General features: G+C 42.4%; 12 protein-coding genes. 2 read left to right on the forward strand and 10 right to left on the reverse strand.

Going from position 1 to position 12951, the window contains the following annotated elements:
* Nucleotides 1–123: 123 nt before the first annotated feature.
* From ACIZ62_RS18080 to ACIZ62_RS18090, 3 genes are all read right to left on the reverse strand, one after another.
* On the reverse strand, nucleotides 124–750 hold the full coding sequence (locus tag ACIZ62_RS18080) for a type 1 glutamine amidotransferase family protein (protein WP_111888623.1): 627 nt from the start codon (nucleotides 748–750) through the stop codon (nucleotides 124–126).
* 57 nt (nucleotides 751–807) lie between these two features.
* A complete protein-coding gene (locus ACIZ62_RS18085; protein ID WP_111888622.1) occupies nucleotides 808–1392 on the reverse strand; it encodes a GNAT family N-acetyltransferase in 585 nt (194 codons plus the stop codon).
* A gap of 103 nt (nucleotides 1393–1495) precedes the next feature.
* A complete protein-coding gene (locus ACIZ62_RS18090) occupies nucleotides 1496–1624 on the reverse strand; it encodes a hypothetical protein (RefSeq protein ID WP_322520056.1) in 129 nt (42 codons plus the stop codon).
* A gap of 120 nt (nucleotides 1625–1744) precedes the next feature.
* Here ACIZ62_RS18090 and ACIZ62_RS18095 point away from each other — a divergent pair, with 120 nt between their 5' ends.
* Both ACIZ62_RS18095 and ACIZ62_RS18100 read left to right on the forward strand, forming a co-directional pair.
* Nucleotides 1745–2677 (forward strand): helix-turn-helix transcriptional regulator, encoded by a 933-nt coding sequence (locus ACIZ62_RS18095; protein WP_111888621.1) that lies wholly within the window; start codon nucleotides 1745–1747, stop codon nucleotides 2675–2677.
* A gap of 399 nt (nucleotides 2678–3076) precedes the next feature.
* Entirely contained in the window at nucleotides 3077–3910 is an 834-nt protein-coding gene (locus ACIZ62_RS18100; RefSeq protein WP_111888620.1) for a class I SAM-dependent methyltransferase, read from the forward strand.
* A gap of 120 nt (nucleotides 3911–4030) precedes the next feature.
* Here the strand turns inward: ACIZ62_RS18100 and ACIZ62_RS18105 are convergent, their stop codons facing one another.
* From ACIZ62_RS18105 to ACIZ62_RS18135, 7 genes are all read right to left on the reverse strand, one after another.
* Nucleotides 4031–6442: an FtsX-like permease family protein gene (locus ACIZ62_RS18105; protein WP_414150823.1), complete on the reverse strand. Its 2412-nt coding sequence runs from the start codon at nucleotides 6440–6442 to the stop codon at nucleotides 4031–4033.
* Complete coding sequence (locus tag ACIZ62_RS18110) at nucleotides 6439–7107, reverse strand: ABC transporter ATP-binding protein (RefSeq protein ID WP_111888618.1); 669 nt, start codon at nucleotides 7105–7107, stop codon at nucleotides 6439–6441. The genes ACIZ62_RS18105 and ACIZ62_RS18110 overlap by 4 nt, the downstream gene beginning before the upstream one ends.
* Nucleotides 7108–7249: 142 nt before the next feature.
* Complete coding sequence (locus tag ACIZ62_RS18115) at nucleotides 7250–8263, reverse strand: sensor histidine kinase (protein ID WP_242988499.1); 1014 nt, start codon at nucleotides 8261–8263, stop codon at nucleotides 7250–7252.
* Entirely contained in the window at nucleotides 8253–8936 is a 684-nt protein-coding gene (locus tag ACIZ62_RS18120; protein ID WP_111889767.1) for a response regulator transcription factor, read from the reverse strand. Before ACIZ62_RS18120 ends, ACIZ62_RS18115 begins: the two co-directional genes overlap by 11 nt.
* Nucleotides 8937–9091: 155 nt before the next feature.
* On the reverse strand, nucleotides 9092–11182 hold the full coding sequence (locus ACIZ62_RS18125) for a HelD family protein (RefSeq protein ID WP_111888616.1): 2091 nt from the start codon (nucleotides 11180–11182) through the stop codon (nucleotides 9092–9094).
* On the reverse strand, nucleotides 11172–12026 hold the full coding sequence (locus tag ACIZ62_RS18130) for a helix-turn-helix domain-containing protein (protein WP_111888615.1): 855 nt from the start codon (nucleotides 12024–12026) through the stop codon (nucleotides 11172–11174). The genes ACIZ62_RS18125 and ACIZ62_RS18130 overlap by 11 nt, the downstream gene beginning before the upstream one ends.
* A gap of 124 nt (nucleotides 12027–12150) precedes the next feature.
* Nucleotides 12151–12858 (reverse strand): transglutaminase-like domain-containing protein, encoded by a 708-nt coding sequence (locus tag ACIZ62_RS18135; RefSeq protein ID WP_111888614.1) that lies wholly within the window; start codon nucleotides 12856–12858, stop codon nucleotides 12151–12153.
* Nucleotides 12859–12951: the final 93 nt, after the last annotated feature.

Genomic DNA, 12951 nt, shown 5'->3' on the forward strand with positions numbered 1-12951 from the left:
TTAATTATCTTTCAGATCTATTCCGGTAATTACAATACAGCATTTCATTGCTTTCCCACCTTTTCTATTCCATTTTATTTAACTGAAGATAACCTTCGATCTTTTTTTCTAAAGCACTCTTCGCTATTGTATCGAGTTCATCAACGCAAAAAAATACTCCGGTTTATGGGTTTTATATAGCTGATACCATGCCTCCAATGTTTCTGGCGAAAAAACTTCCAATGCTTTTAGGACTTCCACCGTAAATTCCAGTGGTGCTACCCCGGTAGCCGTGATTAAGTTTCCATCCGTAACCGCCGGGTCATTTTTATAAAATGCTTCACCTTTATAATCCGGGCAGACCATTTTAAGATACTCCAAATCATTGCTTGTATGGCGTCTGGCATCCAGGATGCCATTCTTGGCTAGTCCCATTGTCGCACCACAGATGGCGGCTACAATCTTATTTTCTTTAATACCCTGCGCGGCTTTCTTGATGATTGGTTCGTGGACTTCCTCTAACCATGTATCGCCACCGGGTAAAATCAGGGCATCTGCACTTTTTAAATCGCACTCTGCCACGCTGATATCCGGTAATATTTTCAAACCGCCCATCGTCGTAACGGGTGTCACATCAATCCCCACGGTCACAATTTTACAAGGGGCCAGCCCCTTTTTAAAATATCTGCCGGTATTAAGTTCCGCCGTTAAATATCCAATTTCCCAATCTGCCATGGTATCGCAAACATAAAGATATACTGTTCTCATCATTTTCTTTTCCTCCTCAAATTTTTTAAATAGCCGAGCATTGCAAAACAGCTTTTATTTCTAACAATCGAGGTTAAACTCATTGGCATTCATGTCTGAACAGAGAAGTGAGTAAACTGCCACATCAACCACCCCCCGGCCTTTCCAGTACTGTGCTTGTCGCATTACGCCTTCACAATCAAACTTGTTTTTCAGCAATACGCGATGTGAATGTTTGTTCTCAGGCATTACAAAGGCCTGTATTCGATTCATCCCCATCATTCTAAACAGATAATCAACCATCGCTCCAACGGTTTCGGTTGCAAATCCCCTATGCCAATAGTTTTCATTAATTCGATAGCCTATTGTTACCATGTTAACCTTGTTATCAAAATCAAAAATTTCGGCGACACCAACTAGTTCTTCTGGTGCTTCGGTCAAAAAAATTCCTAAAAACAACGTCTTACCTTTTTTAAAATCCCGTTCAAAATGACCGATCATATTTAAAACAGTGGTTTTGTTTTTTATAACATCTCCGGGAATGTACTTAAATATATTTTTATTGCTATAGATCTCAAATAATTTTTCAAGATCCGATTCTTCGATTTTTCGCAACATTATTTTCTCTGTCACAATGTGTGGAAACTGTTCAACACTACTAACCATCCTAAATCCCTCCAATGGTACAAAAGATAATTGTATCTCAATTACCCGACCAGATCTTATTATATCGTAACTCCCGAACTGATCACAACCCGAATTATTGTCCCTACGCCCGCTTCTGTTTTGTAGTCAATTTGTCGGGCCAATCAATCGCTTTATTGATTGGGCTAATAACATCCATGTCATTCTTTGTAATGTAATTTTGAATATCGATTATTGCCAAGTCTTTCTTCATCGTGTTTCCTCCTTATCGGTCGATTAATTTGTTTGCTTTTTTATTATACCTTGCAATTGTTGACAGCAGTATGGCAACAATCTATAATGATAATAATAAATTTAGGAAGGTGGCTGACCGATGAAAGTTGACAGGCTTGTTAGCATTATTATGATACTCCTTGATAAAAAGCGTATCGGCGCACAGGAGTTAGCCGATCTGTTTGAAGTTTCACCCCGCACAATCTACCGCGACATTGACACGATCAACATGGCGGGTATTCCTGTTCACTCTACATCGGGAGTGGGCGGCGGCTTTGAAATCATGCAGCAATACAAGATTGATAAAAAAGTTTTTTCGACTGCCGACCTTTCCGCTATCTTGATGGGGCTTTCCAGTCTTTCCAACATGATCCGAGGAGATGAACTGGTAAACGCCCTTGCGAAAGTCAAGAGTTTTATCCCCGCCGACAGAGCCAAAGACATTGAATTAAAAGCAAATCAAATCGTTGTCGATTTAAGTCCGTGGATGGGCAACCGGAACATCCAACCCTATTTAGAAATGATCAAAACAGCCTTACAGGAAAGCAAGCTACTTTCGTTTGAATATGCCGACCGCTACGGAAATAAAACCGCACGAACAACCGAGCCGTATCAGCTGGTATTAAAAAGTAGTCATTGGTACTTACAAGGGTATTGCCATAAAAGAAATCATTTTCGCTTATTTAAACTATCCCGGACATCAAACCTACAGATACAAGCGGAATCTTTTACGCCACGAGACTATCAAAAACCGCAGCTAGATTTTACTGATATTTTGGCAACGATGCAAATAAAAATCAAAATTCGTATTCATAAATCGATCGTGGACCGGGTCCTTGATTATTGCACTTATGAACACTTTTCGCCAGACGGTGATGAGTATTTCATTGTTCGTTTTCCTTTCATCGAGAACGAATATCACTACAATATTCTTTTCAGTTTTGGGGATAAATGCGAGTGTTTAGAGCCGTTGCATATCCGCACAGAAATGAAGCGTAGAATCCATGATATCGCTACCCTATACGAAAGTTAATGCATGGAATGGCCCCTCGTGAGTGAGGGGCAGGGGGTGAGAGTGTTGAAGACACTTTTTTATTGGGCAAATTCTTATATACCGCTACCTCTGCAATACCACCCAATAATTTATTGACACACTCTGCCACTATGCTATAATTATTATGTGATAACATGAAAAAAGGAAGTGAAGCGATCCGGCGCACTTGATATTGCAACGGCACTATCAGTAAGACGTGGAAAAGATTGATGAAATCGTAACTTAACAGAAATTTTTAGTCGTTTGACAACGGCTTTTTCTGCATGCAGTTTATGGTTTATATCTATTCCACGATTAAAAGACTTTGATTTTTAAAGACTGTGGATATCCACAGTCTTTTTTCATGTTATCACAAAAATTTTTCCTGGAGGAAACCAAATGTATCAAAAAATATTCTCATATCTTCACAAGCCGGAAATTTACCAAAACGGCACTGCCAATTTCTGGAAAGATGACCACATTTCTATTTGTTTACTTGAAGCACATCTCAATCCTGATGGCGATGCTGCCACCAGAAACAATACCTTTGTTGATGCTTCGGTAAACTGGATCGCATCAATTGCACCACCCAAACAGTATCCCAAGCTTCTTGATATCGGGTGCGGACCGGGTATCTATGCCAATAAATTTTATCAGAAGTCTTATTGCGTTACGGGGATTGACTTTTCTAAGCGTTCGATTGCTTATGCGAAAAGTTGTGCCGCAAAGAAAAATGCCAGCATTAGCTACCAAATTAAGGATTATCTTAAGATGACTTTTGAAAATGAATTTGACCTGATCACCCTTATATATTGCGATTTTGGGGTGCTTTCCCCACATGACCGGCATCTACTCTTAACAAAAATTCATGCCGCCTTAAAGCCTAATGGCCACTTTATCTTTGATGTATTCACGCCGAAATTTCATGCCGGAAAACCCGAATCAAACACGTGGAAATATTGCCCGAGCGGCTTTTGGAAGGAAGGCCCTCATCTTTGTCTGGACTCTTTTTACCGTTATGATAAATGGGCAACCGTCCTTAACCAAACGATTGTGATCACCGAAGAAACCGTTGATTGTTATAACATCTGGGAGCATACCTTTACGACGACAGAAATAATAAAAGAATTGGCTGCGGCGGGCTTTTTAGTTGACAACTTTTATGGCGATGTCGCGGGAGCGCCATTACTTCCCGATAGCGAAACAATCTGCACCGTAGCAAAAAAACATTAATCTGATTTTACCCCTTACCGAAGAGTATCCAGCAATGCTGGCTGATATTGTAATAAGCAAACTAACGGGGCCAGGGCTTTAAAACATGCCCTGGCCCCGTTATTATTCTTTTTTAGTTTTTTATTCCATTGCCCGCAATCGTTCGACCAGGGAATTGTTTTGAAAAGAGCGTACTGAAACACCCGAAACCAGAACCGGCACCAGCAATGTGACCAGAAGGTATGCTAGAAAATACCAAATCGGAAAGCGATAGTGCATATAGGTTACACCAAGTTCCCGCATCAGATGGACCAGCAGGTATCCCAACCCGGTGCCAAGTGTCAAGGTAATGACCATATTCCCCAACGCCAGAATTAATCCCTCGCCCTGGATCATCTTCATCAATTGGCCACTCGTCATTCCGATTGACTGCAGCATCGAAAACTCCTGCCGCCGCGAGATGATATTGGTCATCAGGGTATTAATCAAATTAATCAGACTAAAGGCGATAATAAAAATTGACAGCCCCAGAATCACCCGGTTGATCAGGGTGAACGATATCTTATCGGCAATCAGCTCTTCTCTAAGCGTATCCATTGCCAGGAGCGGATTTGCGTTGACCAGATTTTGTATCTGCGGCTCAATCTCAGCCCCGCTCAATTCAAAATCATCAACCGAGACCACCAGCGTTTCAGTGGTGTCAACTCCAGGAAATAAGAGGTCGAGCTTTTCCCGGGGAAGGAGAAACCAGCCGGCATTATAAGTCACTTCACTGTAGGTATCGACCGCGCCGACAACTGTAAAATCTTTCTCCACTTCCTCAGTGCCATTGAAATAATGGAGTGTGACGGTATCGCCCATTTCAAATTTCCAGCCAAATATTTCCTTTGCCACGCTATTATTGACAATCAGCAGTTCGTCATTGGCAATCATTTCATCATAGTCAAAGGCGCCTTCTTCTAAGACATTTCTAACATTTTCCTGATCTTCCCGGGTAAATGGGGCCAGGCTGTCCTGATTGTTGGTTTGATCCCTGTAATCGTAGTTGACTTGGGCTTTATGATAACTTTGCACCGCTTTAACGCCATCAATTTTTTTGATGCTCTCAATAAATTCAGGACTTAGGGGGTTGTTCAGCTGAATCCCGACATTGCCGTTCTCCATCGTTTGGGAGGCATTATAGTCATAGGCGATGATGTATTCACCCCATTGATAAAAGCCCTGTCGGGAATAATCCTCCGCTGTCATAGAGCCAATAAATGTCGCCCCGGTAAGAAAGATAACCCCGCCAACACCCAGGGAAATCATCGTCAAGAGCGTTTTTTTGCGATTCCTTTGGGCACTCATCATTGCCAGATGTAACGGTGTCATTTTCCGTTTGATGCTTTTAGACTCTTTTTTTCGACTCTGGCGGTACTGTGAAAAAAGCGATGCCTCAATCGACGTAACAGACGCTGCCAGTTTTGCCGGTTTTCGAATCGAGATCAGCACGGTTATCAAATCGGCCAGCAGGATAATCAAACTGACAATCAGCGTGCGTTCCCAGTCCCAGCCGCCTGGCTTAATCGAATAGGCGATCGGCCAGGCAATCAGAAAGCCTGCCATCGACCCGATCAGACACAGCAGAATCCCTTCCCGTGTGATTAAGGATTTAATCTGTTTTTTGGTTGCTCCCAGTGTTCGCAGTTGCCCAAACTGACGAATTCTGCCGACCACCGAAAGATAGAAGACGCTGTAAATAACCAATACACTGACCAGCAGGATGCCGATGCCAACGCCGACAACCACTCCAATATTCATGGCCGACATCGTCAGTGAACTGGAAAAATTGTTGTTTTCGTTAATATTTTTTCGTTCAATTCCGGCCTCTGCACCAATGCTACGAATGGTATCCAAAAACGCCTGCTCAGACATCTCCTCGGCCCCCTGAATTCGACAAAGGGCATGATAGGCGACATCCTTTAGTTGTGGTCCATTTTCGGCATATTCCCGGGAAAAGATTAGCGGATAGACCTTGGTAACCTCCGCTTCTTCTAAAAAACCGCTAACAATAAAGGTTTCGGTTTCCCCATCCAGAAAGGTCAGAGAAACCGTCTCCCCGATCGTGGCCGGCACGCCCAGTACCTTCATCAAGGACTGGTTAACCGCAATTTCATTGAATTGATGGGGATAGCTGCCTTCAATAACCGCAGTTGTTTTAATCGGCGCTGTTATTTCCTCATAATAAACTGGCCGGATCATTTCTCCATTTAATTCAAAGCCCTGACCCAATTTATCCAGGGTCATGAATTCAATCTGTTCTTCGCTCTCCAGCGCGGCAATCTGGGCCGCATTCACATTCATATAGGTGACATGCTGCATCAAAGCTACCTGTCTTTTTTGTTCAACACCCTGAGCCGAGGTGAACAGCGCCATCACCCCCAGCAAACTAACAGACAGGGCAATGGTTATAAGGATAAAGAGATTTCTCGTTTTACTGGTTTTAATACTGCGCAGGGCAAGATGACGAATAATGGCCTGATTATTGTTTCTGATTTTTTTTGCCGTCTTCATCGATTTACGATCTTTCCATCCTCAATGCGAATGATGCGGTCCGCAAGTTGAGCGATTTCATTGTTATGGGTGATCATCACCAGCGTCTGCCCGAATTTTTTAATACTCATTTTTAAAAGACCCAGCACTTCCTGGCTGGTTTTGCTGTCTAAATTTCCCGTCGGTTCATCCGCCAGCACAATTGCCGGTTTTGATGCCAGCGCCCTGGCCAGAGCAACCCGCTGTTGCTGTCCCCCGGAGAGATTATTGGGGAAGCGCTGCGTCATCGTCTGCAAGTGCAGCAGCTCAATAATTGCACGGATATAGTTGCGGTCCGGCTTGTTGCCATCGAGTTCCAGCGGCAGGACAATATTCTCGTAGACATTCAGCATCGAGACCAGATTGTAGTTTTGAAACACAAAGCCAATTTGCCGCCGCCTAAAAATAGTCAGTTGCTCATCGGTCATCTGCGAAATTTCTTTTCCGCCGATCGTTACATTTCCGGCGGTAGGAACGTCCAGTCCGCCCAGCATATGGAGCAGTGTCGATTTTCCGCTGCCCGATGTCCCGACAATCGCTAAAAACTCGCCTTTCTCAACTGCGAGTTCGATGCCGTCAAGCGCTTTGACGCGATTGTCTTCTTTCCCATAATATTTTTTCAAATTTTTCGTTTCCAGTATTTTCATCGAATTGATTCCTCCTGTTTGCGCTAGTATAGCAAGACAAACTAACCAAAATATAACAGTTCTCATGAAATCAATACAAAATCAACTAAAAAAGAGCATTAATTCTAACAAACCGGTTAGAATTAACGCTACTTTGACAATTTTAAAAGGCATTGGGCAAAAACACCGAAAAGGTTGAGCCCTCACCGACAACAGAGCGCACCATGATGTAGCCGTTCTGCTTTTCTATGATTTCACGGGCCAGATAAAGGCCGATCCCGATTCCCTCAATCTCCTGATTTGCTTCTTCCCGGTAAAAGCGCTGAAAGATCTTCCCGTAATTCACTTCTGGAATTCCTTTGCCCTGATCGGTGATAGTGATTCGGGTATACATTTCACATCTTCTTACCTCAACGGTGATAAAACTGTGATTCGGTGCATACTTCACCGCATTCTCCAGCACATTAAACAAGGCTTCTGCCGTCCATTTTAAATCATGGTTTAAGCAGTATTCCTCGGGACAATTAACGGTGATCTGGATCTGCTTTTTTTCAGCCGGAACGGTGATGTCCGACAAGGCTTCCGCCAGCGTATCGAATAAATTGCCTGGTTGCTTTTTTAGTTGAATCAGGCCCGCTTCCAAGCGTGACGCTTTTACCATGAAGGATAGTAAAAATTCCAGCTTTTCAAGCTGAGTTCCCATTAATTTGAGCAGTTCATTTCTGGTCTGCTCCGGCAGATCGCGGTCCTGGATGGTTTCGTGCAGCAGTTTTAAATTGGTCATTGGCGTTTTTACCTGATGCGATATATCCGAAATAAAACCCTCCAGCACCTTTTTTTCAGTGGTTGATTTTTCTGTCACTATTTTTAATACGTCGGCGATGCGGACAATTTTCTGGTTAATCTTTGAAATCAGTGTTTCATCCAATAAATCCAGGGCATTGACGTTTTGATAATCATTATTAAACAGCAACTCCAGATTTTCGCTGATGTCATCCGTGATCGCGTTGATTTTTTTTTCATTTCTGCGTTTCTCAAAATAACCGCCCAAAATAAAAAACAGACAGAGTAGAATAGAAACTGCGGTTACTAAGGGCGAATGGAAAAACAAAAAAACAAAGCCACAATAGGCAACGCTAAGTAAGATGATCACGGCCCCCCAAAGCTTATTTCTCATCGGGCCCCCCAATCCATTGATAACCCATCCCATAGATGGTTTTGAGATGTTTTTTGTCCCTGGTGTCAATCTTTGATCTGATCCGGCTGATCATCATGGTCAGGGCATTTTCATCGACAAAGTTCTCGTTGCAATCCCACAATTTTTCCAGCAGCAACTGTCTTGTCAGCACCATCTGGCTGTTTTCAATGAGAATCTTAAGCAGCTTGTATTCGTTGCTGCTAAGCTCGATGGCATTACCGCCAAGACTGGCTTTTCGCTCTGAGAAATCAATGATCAGCTTGCCGTCGTTATAAATATGCTTCTCAACACGACCACTACTTCTTTTGATAATCACGGCGATCTTTTTTAGCATGACGCTGATCAGAAACGGCTTGGTGATGTAATCTTCGGCACCCAGTTCAAACCCCTTTAAGATATCACTTTCGAGATCATTGGCGGTTAAAAAAATAATTGGCGTATCGATTTGATCACGCCATTTTTTACATAAATCAAAACCATTGCCATCGGGCAGATTCACGTCCAAAACAATCAGATTAACTTGGCTTTGCACCAGCGCGCTGTCCGCTTCTCTAAAATTATAGGTCGAAATCACCTGATAACCCGCTGAAATAAGATTATAGGCCAAGGTGTGATTCAACACCTTGTCATCTTCGACAATCAATACCTTCATCATACCATTCCCATCCCTTTAATGCATTTGCATTTCGTTCATTTACTGTTATCGATCTGCGATCTGATCATTTTTCTTTGTTATTCTATCAGTGCCACTCACTTTAAACTATCATTTTCCAGTTTCAGTTGCAAGTTTTTTTTCTGCCTGTTTTCTTACGGCCGTGGGAGAAATCGGGATGGTTCTCCCCGATACAGCAGCGTCAGTCGGTGCATCGCTCGTGTCGCAGCGATATAAAGCAGGCTTTGGTCGTCGTCGCACTTATATGTATCACTGTTTGCATTAGGAATAATAACCTCGTCGAACTCCAGGCCTTTCGACATCTGGATGGAGGTGACCGAGATGCCATTGGTAAAGCTGGTGCTATCAGGCGAAATTAGCTGGATTTGATAATCTTCTGCAAGCAACTTATAAAAGACCAACGCCGAGCTGTTTGTTTTCAAGATGATTCCAAGCGATGCATTTCCGCTTTGAAGAAAGGCATCAAGCGTTACTTTGACTTTGGCAATCTCATCCTCTTTATCGCTGCATGGTATCATTGCCGGTGCATCCCCATGCCGTTCTACCGGCTCTAATCGATCCACCGGCTGAATTCCCTTGGCGAAAGAGATGATTTCGTAGGTTGAACGGTAGCTCTTTGTCAACTCCACCAACCGCGCATCGCTGAAAAGCTGCTGTATATCCGCTATGGTATGCCGATGGTTGGGGTTGATCAACTGTCCATAATCGCCTAAAATTGTTTTTTGACAGGGAAAGAGGCGGTTGATAACGGCGTATTGTATGGGCGTATAATCCTGCATTTCGTCAATGACCAAATGCTTGATGACTTTGCTTTCCGACAAGCCCTCAAATGCCGCGTGGAGATACATAAACGGGTATACATCTGCCCATTCCAGGGTTTTCCTGGCCGGCAACACAAGCATCTCCGACAACTCCAGCCACTGGTAAAAGCCCCGGTATAATGCCAGGCTGTTTTTGACTTTCAGCATCGCCATCAAGCCTTTTAGAATCGCTCCCGGTCGGGGTATTTCCTCACCCCTGAAGTTGTCGGCATCAAAACGGTCATGGATATCTTCAGCTATCAGACGCAGCCGTTTCTTGATAGGATAATTTTGATAACCATAAAAACGCCTCTGTATCCAATCCGCCGATGCTACAAAGCGCCCGCAGGGATAATCGACAAACTCAAAAATCATGGCGGGAAGTTCATGTAAATATCCATCCATCTGCTTTACAAAATCCAGTGTTGATTTAAACCTCACCCGCGCTGCCCATTTTGAATCTTCTGTTTCCAACGGGTCCTTATCTGCTTCAAAGGCAATGATGCCTTCTAAATGATCTTTGGCAATTTCGGCAAAACGCTGTTCTCTGATCGGTTCCTCGCCCAGCTCTGGTAAAACGGTGGAGATATAATCGCTAAAGACCTTGTTGGGTGATAGAATTTTTACATTTCTTGCCGCCAGTTTATCCTTAAAACGATAGAGTAAAAAGGCAATTCGATGCAGGGCAATGGCGGTTTTACCGGAACCGGCCACCCCTTGAATGATGATTGTTCCGGCTTTTTCATTGCGGATGATTTTATTCTGCTCTTTTTGAATGGTAGCAATAATGGATTTCATTTTTTCATCCGAAGTGTGGGAAAGCTCCCGCTGTAAAACATCGTCGTGAATGTTAACCGAGCTTTCCAGTGCATATTCTAAGACCCCGTTTTTTACTTTGAACTGGCGCTTGCGCGTCAGCTTTCCCTCAATTCTGCCCATTGGGGCATCATATCCTGCCGAACCAACCTCGCAATCATAGAACATACTGGCAAAGGGTGCCCGCCAATCAATGATTAAAAGTTCATTCTCATGGCTAAATGCGAAACGACCAATATAATGCTTTGTTGCAATTTGGCTTTCATTTGTCTGAAAATCGATTCGGGCAAAATAGGGGGATTCTTTCAGCTTGGCTAGCTTCTCCCATATTCCGACCGAAAAAGCCCCGGTTCTGTCAATTTGTTTTAGTGCCAATTCATTCTGAAACATTTCGTGGGGGTCAATCTCGCCACGATAGTCCGCCATGTAGCGTTTCGCATCCATATACTCTTTGTCGACACGGTCAACGTTTGCATTTGCTTGATGCAAAGCAGCGTCAAGTTTATCGTTGATGAGCTTAAGATGGGCAATTTCATCAGGAAATGGAATCGGGTCAATAAAGTCGGACGATCTTGCTTTGTGTTTAACGTTTTGTTTTTCATTTGTCATCTGTAACCTCCTTTGACAAAATAAAGCGTTGTGTCGGATAATTAAACTCAATAAGCAGCTCCGCTTCCGCAAAACCCAAGCTTTTAATCGCGCTACGGTGTCCGGTATCGGCTTTATCTCCCACTCTGTAGGTCGTTATACTAATTTCATTTCTACTAATTAACTCTCCCATCACCTTATCAAGAAATGCTTTAGGGATTCCTTTATTCCGATAAAACGGATGTGTGCCCATAAAGTCAATGTTGCCGGTCTCCGAAGAGAACAGCATGACTCCCACCGCAATAGCGCCATCTTTTAAGATCAGCGCCTGCTTATTTCTGATCCGCAGTTTTAATTCCACGGCATATTCCTCCTCATCTAAATGAGGGAAGCCATCTATAATAAGCCTAACTAAATCCATCCAGCAAGCGATATCGTCTTCGGTTGCAAGGGTTATATGCCATTGAGGTAGCTCTTTGCTGTGGAGCATTCCGTAATTACCTTCTACTCTGAATCTTAATTGCAAGGGATAGAATTTTTCGTTTTCCCGATATTTATTAGGCGATTGCTTATACATTGCGGTAAAAATGTTTGTAAAGGCCTGCTGGCTTTCATATCCGCCCACTGCGGCAATATCAATAATTGGTTTAGCCGAAAAAACCAATAACCATGCTGCTTCCGTCAGCCGCCGGCGCTGAACATAATCATGGATCGTTAAACCCACCATACTAGCAAATACTCTATGCAGATGATATTTTGAGTAATGAACAGCCGTTGCGACACGATTCAAATCCATCTTTTCCGTTAAATGCGTTTCGATAAATTGGATTACTGCTGAAATTTTTGCGATACTGTTATTGTCCATATCATCCTCCTTATTTTGCCTTTGATATTTTATCAGTTTTTGCGCGATTTGTTTTGACTATTCTTGCTATCTTGCCTCACCGATAGAATTGATTGATCTAAATTATAAAGAAATTTGCACTTGTTTAATTGCTATTTCTAATCTTTCTGACATTGTCATTCATAAGATGTCTTCCTAGATTTTTATAAAGAATTTTTTTTATTTCAGACATTTCCTGACGATGTTCCTTAAGTAAATCATCAGGATTATCGTAAACGCCAAAATCCTGAGTTATTCCTTCACTTTGGATATAGGTGTTGTTCTTGTTCCAATCAATCATTGGATGTTTAAAGTCTTTTACTGCCACCCCATATCCACAAAACGACCCAGAACATTCACTATGAATGTTCTGCAATTTTTCCAGATATTTTTTATCAAGTATAAATCCCTCCAACTCATACCAATCATTTTCATATAACACTTCAACCCAGCTATGAAATACGTTTTTTGGTGCATTCTTGTAGACGATTCCCGTCATCGCACCTTTTTGCAACTTTTTATCAATCGTAAACCCATGAATTCGACACGGAATCCCAACTGCTCTTAACAGTGCCATAAAAAGCGTTCCTTTGGTGTTGCACTGTCCATATCCATCTGACAGGACTTTTGATGCTGGAATGTTGTCATCCACATTATAGCCAAACCTTATTTCATCTCTAACATAATTATAAATTGCTTTTATCTGTTGCTCCTCATCTAAATTCTCCCACTTCTTAATTTTTATTAACTCCTGGATCTTTTGATGAGAATAATTTAGTAGTTTTGTTTCTTCTAAAAATTTTTTGTGTTCCATTGATATCATCTCCCTAATCAAAAGCTGAATTTTTTACGCAAATAACAGCTGGTTTATATGCTTATTATACCCTCCTTTAGGATATATTATTTT

The organism is Acetobacterium carbinolicum (genome assembly GCF_047456275.1).
GTDB classification, from domain to species: Bacteria; Bacillota; Clostridia; order Eubacteriales; family Eubacteriaceae; genus Acetobacterium; species Acetobacterium carbinolicum.